This is a genomic window from Segatella copri (genome assembly GCF_019249795.2).
GTDB lineage: Bacteria > Bacteroidota > Bacteroidia > Bacteroidales > Bacteroidaceae > Prevotella > Prevotella copri_B.
Window position 1 is genome coordinate 3,081,865 of sequence record NZ_CP156891.1, and the last position, 18,285, is coordinate 3,100,149.

Annotated in this window: 12 protein-coding genes; 5 read left to right on the forward strand and 7 right to left on the reverse strand. The window is 48.2% G+C overall.

Annotated features, from left to right (window positions below):
* Positions 1 to 8 precede the first annotated feature (8 nt).
* The 6 genes from purD to KUA48_RS12810 all read right to left on the reverse strand — a co-directional run bounded on the left by purD (position 9) and on the right by KUA48_RS12810 (position 12,246).
* The gene (purD, locus tag KUA48_RS12785; RefSeq protein ID WP_218433577.1) at positions 9 to 1,277 is read right to left on the reverse strand and encodes a phosphoribosylamine--glycine ligase; all 1,269 of its coding nucleotides are present in this window, start codon (positions 1,275 to 1,277) and stop codon (positions 9 to 11) included.
* Positions 1,278 to 1,352: 75 nt separating this feature from the next.
* On the reverse strand, positions 1,353 to 3,596 hold the full coding sequence (locus KUA48_RS12790) for a DPP IV N-terminal domain-containing protein (protein WP_256624498.1): 2,244 nt from the start codon (positions 3,594 to 3,596) through the stop codon (positions 1,353 to 1,355).
* Between the two features lie 119 nt (positions 3,597 to 3,715).
* A complete protein-coding gene (locus tag KUA48_RS12795; protein WP_218433581.1) occupies positions 3,716 to 5,296 on the reverse strand; it encodes a class I SAM-dependent RNA methyltransferase in 1,581 nt (526 codons plus the stop codon).
* The gene (locus tag KUA48_RS12800) at positions 5,280 to 6,221 is read right to left on the reverse strand and encodes a serine O-acetyltransferase (protein ID WP_117694464.1); all 942 of its coding nucleotides are present in this window, start codon (positions 6,219 to 6,221) and stop codon (positions 5,280 to 5,282) included. The genes KUA48_RS12795 and KUA48_RS12800 overlap by 17 nt, the downstream gene beginning before the upstream one ends.
* Before the next feature lie 162 nt (positions 6,222 to 6,383).
* Positions 6,384 to 10,829 carry an acyl-CoA dehydratase activase-related protein gene (locus KUA48_RS12805; RefSeq protein ID WP_218433583.1) on the reverse strand — a complete coding sequence of 1,482 codons (4,446 nt, stop codon included), beginning with the start codon at positions 10,827 to 10,829 and terminating at the stop codon, positions 6,384 to 6,386.
* Between the two features lie 58 nt (positions 10,830 to 10,887).
* Positions 10,888 to 12,246 carry an MATE family efflux transporter gene (locus tag KUA48_RS12810; protein WP_218433585.1) on the reverse strand — a complete coding sequence of 453 codons (1,359 nt, stop codon included), beginning with the start codon at positions 12,244 to 12,246 and terminating at the stop codon, positions 10,888 to 10,890.
* Between the two features lie 173 nt (positions 12,247 to 12,419).
* Between KUA48_RS12810 and KUA48_RS12815 the strand changes: the two genes are divergently transcribed.
* Positions 12,420 to 13,571: an N-acetyltransferase gene (locus KUA48_RS12815; protein WP_218433587.1), complete on the forward strand. Its 1,152-nt coding sequence runs from the start codon at positions 12,420 to 12,422 to the stop codon at positions 13,569 to 13,571.
* Positions 13,572 to 14,330: 759 nt separating this feature from the next.
* Positions 14,331 to 14,543, forward strand: coding sequence for a hypothetical protein (locus tag KUA48_RS12820; RefSeq protein ID WP_118064684.1), 213 nt, complete (start codon positions 14,331 to 14,333; stop codon positions 14,541 to 14,543).
* Between the two features lie 395 nt (positions 14,544 to 14,938).
* Here the strand turns inward: KUA48_RS12820 and KUA48_RS12825 are convergent, their stop codons facing one another.
* A complete protein-coding gene (locus KUA48_RS12825; RefSeq protein WP_153095080.1) occupies positions 14,939 to 15,577 on the reverse strand; it encodes a LexA family transcriptional regulator in 639 nt (212 codons plus the stop codon).
* A gap of 180 nt (positions 15,578 to 15,757) precedes the next feature.
* On the opposite strand from KUA48_RS12825, the gene KUA48_RS12830 reads away from it, so the two are divergent.
* The 3 genes from KUA48_RS12830 to KUA48_RS12840 are packed head-to-tail and all read left to right on the forward strand — an operon-like array spanning position 15,758 to position 18,272.
* Positions 15,758 to 15,949 (forward strand): hypothetical protein, encoded by a 192-nt coding sequence (locus KUA48_RS12830; RefSeq protein WP_118064667.1) that lies wholly within the window; start codon positions 15,758 to 15,760, stop codon positions 15,947 to 15,949.
* A 6-nt stretch (positions 15,950 to 15,955) separates the two neighbouring features.
* Positions 15,956 to 16,180, forward strand: a complete 225-nt coding sequence (locus KUA48_RS12835; RefSeq protein ID WP_118064669.1) for a hypothetical protein — start codon at positions 15,956 to 15,958, stop codon at positions 16,178 to 16,180.
* Between the two features lie 31 nt (positions 16,181 to 16,211).
* Entirely contained in the window at positions 16,212 to 18,272 is a 2,061-nt protein-coding gene (locus tag KUA48_RS12840) for a transposase family protein (RefSeq protein WP_369503283.1), read from the forward strand.
* Positions 18,273 to 18,285: the final 13 nt, after the last annotated feature.

The window sequence follows — 18,285 nt, forward strand, 5'->3', positions numbered from 1 at the left end:
TTAAAAAACTAAAGGTCCTGTCCGATATCAGAACGGAAGTACTTGTCGGTGAACTGGATCTTCTGTGCCTCAGCAAAGCTCTTCTTCAAGGCTTCTTCCTTGTCCTTGCCGTAGCTGCTTACGCAGATGACACGACCACCGTTGGTTACTACCTGACCATCCTTCATGGCTGTACCGGAGTGGAATACTACTGAACCTTCTACATCGTCGATGCCCTGGATAGGATAACCCTTCTTGTAAGCCTCAGGATAACCGCCGCTTACGAGCATCACGCAGACTGCATCACGCTCATCAAACTCGATGCTGCGCTTGTCCAAATCGCCTGCTGCTACACCTTCGAAGAGATCCACGATGTCGCTCTTCAGACGGAGCATCACGCTCTCAGTCTCTGGATCACCCATACGGCAGTTGTACTCGATGACCATAGGCTCGCCTTCAACGTTGATCAGACCGAAGAAGATGAATCCCTTATAGTCGATGTTCTCCTCAGCAAGTCCCTCTACAGTAGGACGGATGATGCGCTCGTCAACCTTCTGCATCCACTCCTTGGTAGCGAATGGTACAGGGGTAACGCTACCCATACCGCCGGTGTTCAGACCGGTATCGTGCTCGCCGATGCGCTTGTAATCCTTAGCCTCAGGCAGAATCTTGTAGTTCTTGCCGTCGGTCAATACGAATACAGAGCACTCAATGCCGCTGAGGAATTCCTCGATGACTACGCGTGCAGAAGCGTTGCCGAACATACCGCCGAGCATCTCCTTGAACTCTTTCTTAGCCTCTTCCAGGGTAGGGAGGATGAGAACGCCCTTACCGGCGCACAAACCGTCAGCCTTCAATACATAAGGAGCCTTCAGTGTCTCCAGGAATTTCAAGCCTTCCTCTACGTGCTCGCCGTCGAAAGTCTCATACTGGGCAGTAGGGATGTTGTGGCGCTTCATGAACTTCTTGGCGAAGTCCTTGCTGCCTTCCAATACGGCGCCAGCCTTTGATGGACCGATGACAGGGATGTTCTGGGTGCGAGGATCGTTCTTGAAGTCATCGTAAACACCCTTTACCAATGGGTCTTCCGGACCAACTACCACCATATCAACGCCATTTTCTACTGTGAAGTTCTTGAGCGCCTCAAAGTCGTCTGCCTTGATATCTACGTTCTCGCCGACATTCTGTGTACCGGCATTACCAGGAGCGATGAAGAGTTTCTCACACTTCTCGCTCTGAGCGATTTTCCATGCTAAGGCGTGCTCGCGGCCACCGCCTCCTAACAATAAAATTTTCATTTGCTGTAAGTTATTGTTTGTTATTTGATGTAGAAGTAAACTCCCCTTTTTCGGGGGATGTTTACTCCTAGATATTTACTTGAGATAATCGAAGAAATAATTGCTGATGCGCTCATGCAGATGAGTGCTCTGATGACCTCTCATGTTGTGAGGCTCGCCAGGATAGACGAAGAAGTCTGGCTGGGTGCCTGCTGCGATGCAAGCCTTGAGGAAGGTGAGGCAGTGCTGTGGCACTACGGTCACATCGTTCAAGCCTTGGATAATCTGCAGCTTGCCCTTCAGGTTCTTTGCCTGATAGAGCAGAGAGGTCTTCCTGTAACCCTCTGGGTTGGTCTGTGGGGTGTCCATATAGCGCTCGCCATACATCACCTCGTACCAGTGCCAGTCGATAACCGGACCGCCTGCTACGCCTACCTTGAACACATCAGGGTGGTTGGTCATCAGCGAGATGGTCATGAATCCGCCGAAGCTCCAGCCGTGAACGCCAATCTTGTCAGCATCTACGTAAGGAAGCGTCTTCAGATATTCTACGCCCTTCATCTGGTCTTGCATCTCAATCTGTCCGAGCTGGCGGAAGGTAGCCTGCTCGAAAGCCTTGCCACGGTTCTCGCTTCCACGGTTGTCGAGGATGAAGAGCAGATAGCCCTTTTCTGCCATGTAGGTTTCCCAACCACGGCTAGAGTAGTTCCAGCGGGCATCTACGTTGTGGGCATGAGGTCCACCATATACATATATAATGGTAGGATACTTCTTGTTTGGATCGAAGTTTACCGGCTTCACCATTCTCCAGTAGAGGTCAGTTTCGCCATCGGCAGCCTTGATGGAACCGCAGCTGTACTCAGGCACATTGTAGCCCTTCCAAGGGTTCTCGGCAGTGAAGTAAGCGGTGCGCTTGCCGTTCTCGGTGTTCACAAGAGCTATCTTGCGAGGCACGGTAGGAGTAGAGTAGTTGTCGAAGACATACTGTCCGTTCTCGCTCAAAGTAGCGCTGTGCCATCCCTTGCCGCAATCATCTACCAGCGTACGCTTGCCGGTTTTTGTATCTACGGCAAAGATGTTTCTCTGGATAGGCGATTTCTCGTTGGATGCGATGATGATACTCTTGCGCTTGGTGTTGAAGCCGAGTACTTCCATCACCTCCCATTTACCGGAAGTCAACTGCTTGATTTCGAGCGATTCTGTGTTGCTGGCCATGCGGCTTCCGTGCTTGCCCAGGGTGCAGAGATAGAGGTGGTTGTAGCCATCCTTGCGGCTCTGCATGATAAAGCTGTTGCTGTCCCAAGGCAGGAACTGGATAGGGTGGCAAGGCTCCACGTATTTCTCGTCGGTCTCGCGATAGAGTTCGCCTGTCTTCTCGCCGGTTTCTGCATTGTAGGCAGTCAGACGGCAGTCGTTCTGGTCGCGGTTCAGTTCGAACATATAGATGGTCTTGCTGTCCGGACTCCATGCGATGTTGGTAAAATAGCGGTCGGTTGGATCGCCAGCCTTCAGATAGACGGTCTTGCCGGTCATGCAGTCGAACACGCCTACGGTTACCTTGTGTGATGTCTCGCCTGTCATCGGATACTTGTCTGGTGCAGGAGTAGCAATGCAACTCTGTGTTTCAGGATGATTGAAACCGATTTCCGGGATGTCGACCTGCGGATAGTCGGTTACCATACTCTGGTCCATACGATAGAAGGCGAGCAGTTCGCCGTTCGGACTCCAGAAGGTTCCCTTGCTGATACCGAACTCATCGCGGTGAACACTCTGTCCATAAACAATTTCGCGGCTTCCGTCCTTTGAGAGCTGGAAATCGTGAGATTTCTTCTCTTTTGTCAAGGCGTTGCTGGTTACATCGAAGGTACGCACATAGAGGTTGCTGCCCTTCAGATAGGCGAAGGCGTTCTGCTGGGCATTAGCCTCCAGGAGGTTCTCGCCGTCAGCAAAATCCATCTCGCTCAGCAGCTTATGCTTCTTGAAGTCTACGGTATAAGTCTTGCTGCCGTTGCTTACCATCACGATGCTCTTGCCTGCAAACGGGAAGAGAGCATTGTAGAGGGCTCTTACCTTGATGTCTTTGGTAGGAGCAATCCACTGGTTGATGTCATTGATGCCGAAGAGTCTGGTCTCCTTGCCTGTCGTCTTGTTGACGAGATAGCAGGCATCCACATCCTGGCGAACGAGTTCATTGCCCCACCAGGTGCACCAGCGGTTCTTAGCTACCATGTTACGATAGTTGTTGCCGCCGAAGTTCAGGTCTTCCAATGTAAAGGTTTTCTCGCCTTTCTGAGCAGGAACCACGCCCTGAGCCTGTAAGTCGGTTGCATTCATAGCCATCATAATCATAGCAGCAAAAGATAATTTATAAATTGAATTCTTCAGATTCATTATATTCTTTACTTTATCGGGTTTAACACCCATGCGTCGTGAAACACGACGTATGGGTCGATATGTCTTTAATCCTCGTCGTCGAAGTCAACGCTGAAGTTCTTCTTGCCTCCGCGCTTGCCTCCGAAATCACGGCCACCACGTTTGTCGCCCTTGAAGCCACCACGCTTGTCGCCTTTCTCGAAACGCTTTCCGTCGCGCTTGCTACCGAAGTCACGGCCACCCTTGCGGTCGCTCTTGAAGCTGCGGCTGCCACGCTTCTCATCGTCGTCATCATTGCGTCGACCGCCACCGATACGTGAACGGCCGCCCTTATGGAACTCTGCACGCTTCTTCTCGAAGTCTTCTAGACGGTGAGTATGGAACTTGAAAGAACGGATATCGTCCTCCTCGTTTTCAGTCTCCTCGCTTACACGCTTCTTGAATTCACGCTCCTTCTTGAAACGGTGCTTCTGAGCCATCTCGCTCTTCTCGCGCTCAGTCTTCACAATACCGCCTTCAGAACGGAAGTCCTTCATCTTGCCGTCGAACATCACATACTTGCGGAATTCGCACTCCAAGCTTCCGTTGAATACAGGAATCTTGATAGATGGTTTCAGACCAATCTGCTCGAAGCACTCCTCGCGGTAGCTCAATACCCAAGCCTCGTTGCCGGCAAAAGCCTTCTTGAAGCGCTCACCTATCATCTTGTAGGTGTTCAGGAGGTTAGGGGTAGAGATGCGCTCACCGTATGGAGGGTTCATCACGATGATGCTCTTCTCGGCTGGCTGGGTGAAGTCCTTGAAATCAGCCTGTGAGATGGTGATGTCCTTGCTGAGACCGGCAGCACGAACGTTGAGATTAGCTGTATTGACAGCCTTCATGTCAACATCGTAACCATAGATATGGTGCTCGAACTCGCGCTCCTGAGAGTCGTCGTTATAAATCGTATCGAAGAGATCCTGGTCGAAATCGTTCCACTTCTCGAAGGCAAACTCCTTGCGGAATACACCTGGAGAGATGTTTCGGGCGATGAGGGCAGCTTCGATGGCGATGGTACCTGAACCACACATCGGGTCGATGAAATCGCATTCGCCCTTCCAGCCGGTCATCAGAATCATACCTGCAGCGAGAACCTCGTTCAGAGGAGCCTCTACCTGCTCCTGGCGGTAGCCACGGCGGTGCAGACTCTCACCACTCGAATCGAGACTCAAGGTGGCATTGTCTTCTGCAATGTGGATGTTGAGGCGGATATCCGGGTTAGATACGCTGATATTTGGACGTGTACCCTGCTTCTCGCGGAACCAGTCAACAATCGCATCCTTTACCTTGTAGGTTACGAAGCGTGAGTTGCGGAACTCCTCTGAGTAGACTACTGAGTCAACCGAGAAAGTCTTCTTCACATCTAAGATGTCATCCCACTTGATCTTCTGAATCTGATCATACACCTCTTCAGCGCTTCTAGCCTTGAAGTGCTTGATAGGCTTTAAGATACGGATGGCTGTGTGCAACTGGAAGTTAGCACGATACATCATTTCCTTGTCGCCTGTGAAAGACACCATGCGGCGACCGATCTGTACATTATTGGCACCCAACTGGGTGAGCTCTTCAGCCAAGACAGGCTCGAGGCCCATGAAGGTCTTGGCAATGAGTTCAAATTCCTGTTCCATTATTGAATTCTATATCTAATAAACTTTGTTTTTCTTTTTTATATTTCTTTGTTTTCGGTTTCATATCCTTGGTAACCCATACGTTGGCTCCCACTACGCAGCCTTCTCCGATGGTGATGCGACCGAGGATGGTGGCATTGGCGTAGACGATGACATCATTTTCGAGGATAGGGTGGCGAGGGATTCCCTTGATAGGATTGCCGTCCTTATCGAGAGGGAAACTCTTGGCTCCGAGGGTTACACCCTGGTAGAGTTTCACATTGTCGCCGATGATGCAGGTAGCTCCAATTACCACACCCGTACCGTGGTCGATGGTGAAGTGCTTGCCGATGGTAGCCTCCGGGTTGATATCAATACCGGTTTCCGAATGCGCCAGTTCGGTCATCATTCTCGGAATGAGCGGCACTCCCAGTTCGTGCAGCACGTGAGCGATGCGGTAGTTGGTAATCGCCTTGATGACCGGGTAGCAGGAGATGATTTCTCCGTGGCTCATGGCAGCCGGGTCGCCCTCGTAGGCAGCCTCTACATCAGTAGCCAGAATCTTGCGCAGTCTCGGGAATTCCATGATTGCCTTGGCTGCAATCACGCCTGCCTTGGCACGCTGGTGCTGCAGTTCAGCCTGGGTTTCCGTTTCACAGTCGTTGGCGAAGCAGAGACCGGCGAGAATCTGCTCTGACAGCATCTCATAGAGTTTCTCTACTCTTACTCCAATATGATATTTGATGGTTGAGATATTTACCGAAGAATTGCCGAAATATCCCGGAAAGAGGATAGAACGGGACAAACTGATGATTTCTTCGAGCGCCTTGCCCGAAGGAAGTGGATTCCCGTCTCGATGCTGATGGAAGAGACCCTTCAAAGATTCGGCGCTCGAAAGCTCCTCGATGGTCTCTGTCAGCTGATGAGTTAATGTATCTTTACTCATTTTCTTAATGTCTCAATAAAATTTGAGTGCAAAGATACGATTATTTTCTTGAATGACAAAGAAATAGCTACGGTTTTTTGTATTTTTTAGAGTGATTTTTTGAGGGATGAAAGACGGAAAGACCCATGTACGGTGTTTTACCGTACATGGGTCTGGCTTGTCTTATTTTGCGATGCTGTCCAGGAAGAGGAGCAGTCGGTTGGTGACGTTTACCTCTGAAACACCGGAATCGAAGTCGAGCGATACGAGGTTGAGTGAAGGGAAACGGTCGTGGAGACGTTTCTCGATACCCTTGGAAATCACGTGGTTAGCGATGCAGCCGAAAGGTTGGAGCGAGATGATGTTGTTCACGCCATCACGGATGTAACCTACGATGTCGGCAGGCAGAAGCCAGCCTTCGCCAAACTGGGCTGCGAGTGAAACCAGTCCCTGTACGTCCTTCGCATCATCATAGATATTGGTGAACGGACGGAAGTAGCGGAACTTGCCGGCTGCCTTGTTTACCTGGCGCAATCTTCTGCCTATCAGCGCCTGATAAGCGCCCTTGATGATGAAATCGGGCACTTTGGTGCAACTCAGCCGCATGTGTTTCTGTATCTCTACATTCACAAATTCCTGCAGGAAGAAGGGGGCAAGCAGAGGCGGAACCACCTCTATGCCGCGCGAGATGATGTTCTGCTCCAGGAACTGGTGGGCGAAAGGATTGAACTTCAGGAAGATTTCGCCTACGATTCCTACCTTCGGCAACGTTCTGTCGAGGGTCATCTGGTTGAATTCTTCGGCTGCCTGTTCCAGGAGTCGGATAAGTCCTTTGGCTGAATTCTGGGCGATAGGTCCGTCTATCAGCTGCATGTATTTATCGCGCAACTCTCTGGCAATGCCCGGTTTACGCTCTCTTACGATGCAGGCGTTGTACATTTCGTTGATTGCATCGCCATAAAAAATGGCGGTAACGATAATCTGACTGTATTTCAGCCAAGGCACATTGAAACCGTCCTGCTCGTTATAGTCTTGCTTGTCGTCTGTTGAGCCTGATGCTTCGCCTGTTGAGGTTGTTACACCGAGCGTGAGCAGCGGAATGTCCTGGAATCCATTGGAAATCATCGCACGCTTGATGAGACCGGCGTAGTTGGTTGCGCGACACTGGCCGCCCGTCTGACTCATCACTACTGCTGTATTGTTCAGGTCGTATCTGCCTGATTTCAAGGCTTTGATGATGTCGCCGACGATGAGTGTAGCCGGATAGCAGACTTCGTTGTTGGCAAACTTCAAGCCGAGTTCGGCGCTTACCTCATTGCTCATCGGAAGAACCTCAACATCATAGCCTATCAGTTTCAGGATAGGCGGAATGATAGGGGTGAGGTATTCGGTCATGAAAGGAGCGAGAATCTTGCGATGAATGTCCTGCTTGGTGAATACCTTGGTCTGTTGTAAATGTTGAGTGTTGAGTGTTGAATTGGCTTTCCCTTCGGCCGCCGAACATTGTTTCTTCACTCTTCGTTCTTCACTCTTCACTTCCTTTACTCCCTTCAGGCTTTCTATGAGCGAGCGGACACGGAGTTTCAGTGAGCCGATATTGCTCACATCATCTATCTTCAACAGCGTGAAAGGCTTGTTGTGGCGCTTCATGATGTCGCGAATCTCGTCCTGGATAAAACTGTCAGGACCGCAGCCGAAGCTGGTCATCTGGACGAAATGAACCTCATCGCCCTGTTCTGCAGCCCATTGCGCTGCCTTCAGAATGCGGTTCATATACGCCCATTGCTTCACGAGATAAGTCTCTGGCTGACAGTTGTATGCTTCGTTGTTGTCCTGGCTGGCTAATGCTGCCTCATTTCTTTCTGCCGCCAGATCCTCCAAATTGAAGTCTTTGAAATCTGCAAAGAGATTACCCCGGGCGATGTCTTCGCTGATGACGTTGACTCCCAGATTGGCTATCATCTCGCTCAGCTTGTGCTGAATCAGCGGGTCTGTATGATAAGGACGGCCCGCCAGCAGAATCGTAAGTCCCTTGTTTGACTTCAGAATCTCCCAGCCCTGTTTCTTAATCTCAGCTGCATATACTGCCTGAGCATAGAGGGCCTCTCTCAGTGCTTTACGGGCAGTCTTCTTGCTTACTCCCAGTTGCTTGAGATAATCGGTAATCTGTTTTTCCAGCGCCTTAGGCTGGGCAAAGTTGATGACGGGCGTATCGATCGGTTTCTTCAGATTGATGACCGACTTGATGACATCGCTGTAGCCCGAAACGACCGGACAGTTGAAACTGTTCAGCGTATTCTTCGGGTCGTCATTATGTTCATAAACCACGTATGGCATGAGGATGCGGTCTACTTTCGGGTTCTCGTTGAGTTCCTTCAGATGACTGTGAGCCAGTTTAGCCGGGAAGCAGATATTGTCGCTCATCACCGTATTCAAGGCTCCTTCATACTGGCTGAAAGTGGAATCGGAAGAGAGAATCACGCCCAATCCTGCTGCCCGGAGCAGCGCATTCCAGAACGGATATTCCTCGTACATGTTGAGGATGCGAGGAATGCCTACTTTGACGTTGTGTTTTGCAACTTCAAGTGGGTTAACTTCTTCTCTATCAAATAGTAAACTATATTTGTATTCGTAGATGTTTTTGCCTTTTATCCCGTTTGCTCCCTTGTTGTTAAACACACGCTCACACTTGTTTCCGGAGTAGAATCGGTTGCCGCCGGCAAAGGTGTAGCGGGAAACATAACAATGGTTTTCGCAGCCTTTGCATTGCAGTTGTTTGGTTTCATAATGAGCCAGATTCTGGAGATCATCGATGGATCTTGATGAGGCAGGGTTCGTATCTTCTGCAGAAGTGCGATGCTTATAATCTGCCGCCGCATGAAGGGCACAGCCGTAGGCACCCATCAGTTCCGGCATGTTGCTTCGTGCCACTTCGGTATGGGTGAGCAACTCAAATGCTCTTACCACCGCATCGTTTCTCATCGTACCACCCTGCACAACGATTTTGCCTCCAAGGTTCTCATTACCATGGAGTTTCAATACCTTATACAGACAGTTCTTGATGACCGAATAAGAGATTCCGGCAGAAATATCAGCTACAGATGCGCCCTCTCTGAGCACCTGCTTCACCTTCGAGTTCATGAAAACGGTGCAGCGGGTTCCCAGGTCGCAGGGAGCCTTCGACTGGCAGGCGAGTTGGGCAAAATCGCCTACAGAATAACCCATGTTGTTGGCAAAGGTCTGGATGAATGTTCCGCAGCCCGAACTGCACGCCTCGTTGAGTTCCATGCGCACCACAGCCCCTTTCTCCACGAAGATAGCCTTCATGTCCTGTCCGCCGATGTCCAGGATAAAACTCACGTCAGGCATGAGTGAGGCAGCAGCTCTTTCGTGCGCCATTGTTTCGATAATGCCGCTGTCGAGGCCGAAAGCCGCCTTGATAAGTTCTTCGCCGTAACCTGTAGAGCAGGAGCCTACGATTTCCAGTTCTGCGCCTCGCAATGCAGCTTCCTGCTTCAGGGTGTTCAGTCCATCCGCTACTGCCTTGATCGGATTTCCCAGATTCAGGCGGTAATTTGTAAAGACAATATCTCCCGTAGGCGTCTCCGCATTCACCCTTACCGCAACAATCTTCGTCGTAGTAGAGCCCGAGTCAATACCAATCACAACCTGCTGTTTTCCTTTATTCAGCGGTTGGGTTTCGGTAGCGAATTTCGCCTTTGATTTGAGCCATTCCTGGTGCTCTTTCTCGTTTTTGAACAGAGGCAGCAGACTGCTGGTCCATTCCGTTTGTATTTCTTTTTTCATCCGGCTTCTGAGAACAGATACTGAGGCTGCAGAATCTGCCGATTTAGCCCGGTAAGCACAGCCCAGAGCCGGAATGAGATTGCTGTTTTCTGATACGATGAAATCGTTTGGTGAGAGATGGAGATAATCGCAGAAAGCCTTGCGGAGAGCCGGAAGAAAGGTCAGCGGACCGCCGCAGAGCAGGATAGGAGCCTCGAAGCTGATGCCGTGAGAAAGCGTTACCACCGTCTGTACGGCGATGGAATGGAAGATGCTGGCTGCAATATTTGCTTCGGGCAGATTGCGTGCCATCAGGTTCTGGATGTCGGTCTTGGCGAACACGCCGCAGCGGGCAGCCATCGGATAAACGTGCTCTGCCTTCATCGCCAACTCGCTCATCTTCTGGTTCTCTACGCCCATCAGCACACTCATCTGGTCGATGAAAGCGCCCGTTCCGCCGGCACAGTTGCCGTTCATGCGCAGTTCCATATTTCCGTTTTTCTTGAAGAAGATAACCTTCGCATCCTCGCCACCAATATCGATGAGCGCCTTCGCCTCAGGATGGGCAGTACGGGCATAGACTGATGCAGCCACCACCTCCTGTACAAACTCCGCCTGGAGCTGTTCGGCAGTAGCCATTCCTACGCTTCCCGTTACGCAGATTCTTGCCTCTGCATCGCCGGTAAGGGCTAAAATCTCATCGAAATATTGCGACACAAGTTCGTTGACACGGGCGTTGTGGCGTTCGTATTTTGAGTAAATTACCTGGTTATCGCTGTCGATAACGGCTATCTTGGCTGTCGTAGAGCCAACGTCCAGGCCTATGTAATAAGTCTTCTCCATTTCTCTTATCTCAAGTATTTTCTCTTATCTTCTAGTATCTTCTTATCTTCTAGTGGCTTTACCCAAGTTCCATCTGCTCTCTTCTCATATCCCTGAAAGCGCTCCAGGCTATCGGAACCGCAACGGCAAACGAGCAGCAATCTGCCCACATCTGACACATCTCCACGCCCAGCAGTCCGAAGAAATAGGGGAGGATGAAGATGAGCGGAATGAAGAAAAGTCCGCTTCGTGCTGCCGCTACGATGTTGGCTCTCACCGGTTTACGGATGGTCTGCATCAGCATGTTGGTGAGCACGATGCTGGCTACGAGCGGAAAACTGAGCACCTGCCATCGCAAAGCCACCGAACCTACGGCTACAACCGCTGCATCATCGCGGAAGATGCTGATGATGGAAGTTGAGAAGATGAAGCCGAGAAGGGCACAGACGCTGAGGAAAACCGTGCCGCATTTAATGCAGAAAAAGAAGGCTTCCTTTACACGCCCATAGAGTTTGGCGCCGTAGCAGAATCCGCAGAGCGGCTGGAATCCCTGCCCCAGACCGATGACCATCGCATAGGTAAAGAAGGAGATGCGGGTAACGATGCTCATGCCCGCAATGGCTGCATCGCCAAACGCACCTGCTGCCACATTGAGCATCAGCGTAGCGATACTTCCCAGTCCCTGTCTTGACAGCGAAGGGGTTCCGCCGAAGATAATCTCCTTGGCAAAGGCGCGGGTAGGGGTGAAATTGCTGAGACGGATGCGGATGTTCTCGCCTTTATGCGTCATCCAGAAGAGCATGGCGCAGCCGAAACACTGGCTGATGAGGGTGGCTACGGCGGCTCCGGTAATGCCCAGCTGGAAGTAGAGAATGAGCAGAGGAGCCAGAATCAGATTGAGCAGCACACCCGACATGATGCCCTTCATCGCATACATCGTATTGCCCTGAAATCGCATCAGATTATTCAGCGTAAGCGAGGTGGTCATAAAGGGAGCACCCAGCAGGATAATGCCCAGATAGCGCTCTGTATAAGGAAGAATGGTGGGCGTAGAACCCATCAGAAGACAGAGCGGAGTGAGGAAAAGATGACCCAGAATGGCGATGAGGAGACCGGTAAGAAAACTCAGCACAAAGCCCGTTGTTGCCATTTTCTGTGCCTCTTCCGTATGCTTGGCGCCCAACTGTCGCGAAACATAATTGCCTGCTCCGTGACCGAAGAAGAAACCAATCGCCTGAATCACAGCCATTGCTGCAAAGGAAACGCCTACCGCTGCCACACTCTGCGTGTTGATGCTGCCCACGAAATAGGTGTCGGCGAGGTTGTACATGCTCGTCGACAGCATACTGATAATCGTTGGTATGGCCATCGTAAAAATCACATGATGCACAGGGGCATGAGTGAGGAACGTATAGTTGTCTCTTTTCTCTTTCTTCATAACTTTATGATGCTCTTTTGGGGCATTTCAACCTGCAAAGGTACATAAATATCCACAAAGTTGGACAATTATGAACCAACTTTTATAAATTTATAAGAAAAGAGTTGCATTATTCATAAAATTATTGTATTTTTGCACCGCAATTGAATATATATACATAAAACAATAGACTAATGAATGATGAGATAAGAATCATACCGATAACGACTAAAAAAGGGCTGAAAACCTTCATTCAGTTTCATTATGATCTCTACAGAGGTCATAAGTTTGCCATTCCTTTTTTGCGTTTCGACGAGATGAATACGCTGGACCCAAAGAAGAATCCTGCCTTCGAATTCTGCGAGGCTCAATACTTCCTGGCGGTTGACAGCGAGGCTCGTATCGTAGGTAGGATTGCTGGCATTATCAACCATCGTGCCAACGAAGAGTGGAACAAGAAGCAGGTTCGCTTCGGCTGGTTCGATTTCGTGGATAATGTAGCGGTTTCCTGTGCCTTGTTGCGCGCGGTAGAAAACTGGGGCAAGAGCAAGGGAATGAACGAATGCGTAGGTCCGCTCGGATTTACGGATATGGACCGTGAGGGCTTGCTCATCGAGGGCTTCGACCGGAAGTCTACGATGTATATCAATTACAATTATCCTTATTACAAGACGCATCTGGAGAGTTATCCGCTCTATGAGAAGGATAACGACTGGCTGGAGTACCGCATCAGGATTCCGGAAGTGACGCCGGCTAAGTTTGCCAAGACTGCCCAGATGATAGAGAGCCGATATAATCTGCATGTTCATAAGTTCACCCGCAAGGAACTTACCTCGGGCGGAATGGGCAGGAAGGTGTTCGAAATCGTGAACGAAACCTACAAGAATCTCTATGATTTCCAGCAGCTTACGGAGAAGCAGATAGATGAATATGTAAATACTTATATCAAGAAGGCTGACTTGAATCTGGTAACGGGTGTGGTAGATGGCAACGCTGGCAACAAGCTGGTTGCCTTTGGTGTTTCCTTCCCTTCGTTTACCGATGCGCTGCGCGAGATAGGCGATGGAAAGCTTTTCCCTACGGGTTGGCTGAAGGTGCTGAAGGTTCTGAAGTGGCACAAGACGGATACGGTAGATTTGCTCTTGATAGGTGTTCTTCCGGAATATCGCAAGAAGGGAGCCAACGCGCTTATTTTTGCTGATCTGATAAAGCAGTATCGACGTTATGGTTTTAAATGGGCTGAGGCAATGCCGCAGATGGAGACCAATACCGGTGTTCAGAGCCAGTGGCAGTATCTGGAGAGCGAGCAGCATCGCCGTCATCGCTGCTATAAGAAGAAGATTTAAAAGTCTCTGTTTTGGGCCGTTTAGTGGTAAATAAGATAGAAAATGGGCTAAAAAGTTAAGAATCCTAACTCGCTCTAAATTGGACTTTGATTGAAAATCAAGAAGTTGTGCGTTTGCCTATATTATATAGGTAACAATATGGAAACGAGCGGACTTCTGCTCGTTTCTGTATTTTGCAATATGCAAAGAACGCCTCAATTCGGGGACAAAGATACGATATTTTTCTTAATATCCCATAATTTACAAGAAGAGAAATATGGAAATTATATAGGGGGTAAAACGAAATGTGTAAAAATGAATGAGACCCTAAATCAGTGGAAAGCCCTTTAAACACTGGGAGTTTGAGAGATTTGAGGGGTGAACGAAAACAAAAACGAAATGTTACATTCATATAACATTCATATGACATTCAACGAACATTTGAAGAGCGTTCAAAGGGAAAATGTTACATTGAAGGCGATATGAGGGCTTTTTGAGGGAGTTGGTGGGTGGTTTATCATCCATTTATGCGTAAGAGGCTCCTGATGGCTCATATCGCCTTCTTTGGGCTTTGATGGATGGAATGGATAACAGAGATTGTTCCTTCGTCAGGCATCTATAGGCTTTAAAAGTAAGTTAGATAACTGTATTTCTTGATTATTGGAAAATTCTAAATAAGCAATATTTAGAAGTTTTATATTATTAAATTCTTCCATATAATAAATATTTGGTATCTTTGCACCCGATAAATTATTCATGTTACGACAAAATTATAAGGCAATGACGAAGGTAATACATGTACACCTGCTATCAGGTAGGAAGAACTACTATTTCGGCTCTATTTCGGCCATATTTGACGTTTTAACGCCCGAACAGATAGGCTACACCAAGAGCAGCTTGCTCCATGCAGGATTGACGGATGGAGGCTGTCTGATGAATGGCAAAGCCATGATCATACAGAGCCATCTAAGACGAAGTGGTGGCAAGGAATAAAACGGCTAAAACGCTCATTTAAAAGGATTTGAACGGCTTGCAAACTATCTTTGAATAGTTTGTAAGCCGTTTTTTCGTTTTAGTCAATAACGAATTGGCTAATTTACCGTAAAAATCGTGTTAGGGATGACACTTGGAATGACATTAGGAGTGACAGATACGAGCACGGAAAAACGAAATGTTTAGTTTGGAATGACATTAGGAATGACAAATACCAATGTCAAAATATTGTTTTTAAGCAAGAAAAGGGTACGATATAAGCGAAATATAGGCTTTATCTTAGCTTTTTGGGGTGCAAAATACGGTGTTTTGTGAATATTCAAGGGGCAAAATTCAAGTGAAAGCCCTATAAACTAAGGACTTTCACATTTTAGTATATAAAAGAGTCATACTTTTCAGAAAAAACGTCTAATACTTCCTACAACTTCATACACTTGTAATATTCGGGAAATTGAAAATTCTTGTTCATCAAATTCCTCTTTATTTACTGGGACAAATTTGAGCATACCAGGAGTTGAAGACTTACGGAGTATTTTCACTGTTCTAAAAGTATCAAGGACTACTGCATATACTTCGCCATATTGAATGTCTTCAACGGAACATTTGTGCAATGCAATTATATCACCATGAGAAATCGTGGGTTCCATGGAATGCCCTGTAATATTGCACCACATTTCGGCACGTGGGCAAATATTAGCAACTATATTTAGTGCAGGAACCATTGCCTGGCTATTTTCTTGCAAATCAAAACCTCCCAAAAAATCCACATCATAATATGGTGTTCCTTCTTGGGGATTCATGCTAACAGATAAAGATGGTTCTTCTTTTAGCATATCTCCTTGCCCTGTCAGTAACCATTCAGGGGAAATATCTGAATAAACACTTAGAATATTTTCTAATTTATCAGTTCCGATGGCTCCATTATTTTTGAGAGACTTACTAAAAGAGGCATTTGACATTCCTACGCTCTTTTCAAAGGCAGCAATGCTTATGCCTTTAGTGTCTATATATAGCTTAATTCTGTCTAATATCATACTAATTTTGTTTAAAATCTAATTATTTTTATTGAAAAATAGAAAATAATCTAATAAATATTTTGTAGATATTAGAAAATATTCTATCTTTGCAGCGTGTTTAATAATTGAACACGCCGCCAAAGATACAAAATATTGGCGAGAAAAGGTAAAAATAATAGGAATTTAACATAAAAAGGCATGAATAAAAGAATCATCGTAGGTCATGGTGTTGGCAAAAGAATAGCCACACTGATGGGTATTACACCCGAAATGGTTAGTAAATCGCTCAACTACAAGAAGGACTCTCACCTGGCAAGAAGGGTGAGATACATGGCCATCAAGGATTTTGGTGGCATACCTGTAGGCGATAAGTTGGATCCTCAAAAATAAAGAATTATGAAGGAAGCATTTAGACTGATATATGGTAAGGAATGGAAATGGTTTCTCAGCCTTGCCCTTGCCATGAAACTGAGATTGATTTGGTTCTTGGTGAGCTTTGTGATGCTTTGCGCATTGTCTTTTGACAGAAGTGACGTATTGTGTGTGTTTGCCGTGGTTGTGAACTTCCTTGCCAGTGCCATCGCCTTGAGAGGTGTGCCTGGTGATGGGATAGAAGAGTAAAAACATACAAGAATATTAAACAAATAACGGAATGGAGTTTTACAACAAGATACTGTGTGTGACCTTCGAGGAGCTAACTGGTGGTGACGAGCCTGTCATCAAAGGCAACACTCTTTCACAAAATGTTTGCCGTGGCAACATCCAATGTGCCCGACAAGCAAGAGGAGAAGGAAACTATGCCCTGTATGTATATGCCTCCCTTCCCAAGAAGTACAGAATGAGATTCGTGGAGAAATATGGCGACCCCAAGGACGTGTTGGAGCGACAAGAGTTGAAGGACTACATGCAGGTGGATGAGGAAGCTCGTAAGTTTTACGAGTCGTTTGAATACGATTTGAATGGTGTTCAAACAAGACTTTCACAGAAGCTCATCGACGAATACACCCAGAACGCAAGCGTGCTGAAAATGCTCCTTGCCAGGATGAATGACCTGCAAGCCACGACACATGCCCTGGGTGGTGGCAGAAGAAGCGACCTCTGGAGCATCGTGTTCAAGCAAAGCGAGAAGATGAGGGAAGCCTTTGGACATACACTCCCCAAGAACCTCGCTCGATTGAAAGTGAAGATGAGCACCTTCAAGAAGGATGGCTATCCCTCACTGATAAGTGGCAAGATAGGCAATAAGAACACGGTGAAGATAACAGAGGAAGCTGGCAGAAGACTCGTGGCACTGAAAAGAAGCCGTGTGCCAGTGCTGACAGACTCTCAGATTTTCACCCAGTTCAACCAAGAGTGTGAGAGCCGTGGGTGGAAGCCCCTGAAGAGCATCCGCAGCTTGAAGATATGGCTTGACAGTGCAGCCGTGCAGCCATTGTGGTATGATGCCGTACATGGCGAGCAGAAGGCACACCAAAAGTTTGACCGCAGACACAAGACCCAACTTCCACAGATGAGGGATGCCCTCTGGTATGGTGACGGCACGAAGCTCAACCTCTACTACAAGGATGAGGATGGCAAGGTGAGAACCACGAGCGTGTATGAGGTGATAGATGCTTACTCAGAATGTCTCCTTGGTTTCTGCATCAGTGACAGCGAGGACTATGAAGCCCAGTACATGAGCTACAGGATGGCCATACAGGTGAGCGGACACAAGCCCTACGAAATCGTGTATGACAACCAAGGTGGCCATAAGAAGCTGGAGAACCAGGAGTTCTTCAAGAAGCTATGCCACATCCATCGTACCACCACCCCATACAACGGAGCGAGCAAGACGATCGAGAACCTCTTCTACAGGCTACAGAGCCAGGTACTTCACAAGGAATGGAACTTTACAGGACAGAACATCACCACCAAGAAGGAAACGAGCCGCCCGAACTTGGAGTTCATCGAGGCAAACAAGGACAGCCTTCCAACATACGACGAACTGAAAGCCATCTATCTGGAGGCAAGGAAGGAATGGAACGAAATGCCACACCCTGCCACTGGAGAAAGGAGAATCGACATGTATGAGAAGAGCATGAACCCTGAGACCCCAGTGGTGACAGTGAGCGACATGGTGGAAATGTTCTGGGTACAGGCAGACCGCATGAGCACCTTCACCTCCAGTGGCATTGAGATAACCATCAAGGGCAAGAAGCGAACCTATGAGGTGATGAGCAGCCCTGGAGTGCCAGATCTGGAATGGAGAAGAAAGCACACCTATCAGAAGTTTGTGGTGAAATATGATCCATACGACTTCACAAGCATTCGCCTCTACTGGAAGGACAAAGCAGGACAGCTTAGATTTGAGAGAGTGGCTGAGCCATACATGGTGATACACCGAGCCATACAGGAACAGACCGAGGGCGAGGCTCTTTTCATCAGGCAACAGCGTGAGGCAACCGAGCAAAGTCGCATAGAGCGACAAGTGGAGGCAAGGCAAATCGAGTATGACGAGGGCGTGGCTCCTGAACAGCACGGCTTGCAGACACCAAAGCTGAAGGGTGTGAGCAAGGAGGTGCAAAGACAGATAGACCGACGCACAAGGAAATACAGAGGTCAGCCAGAAGAACTGAGCATCGGCAAGGTGACCAAGAAAGTGAGCAACATCGACTGGGATAATATTTGCCAGGTGGTGGAGTTTGACGATACCAAGACAATGGGAAAAATGTAATAACAATTTAAAA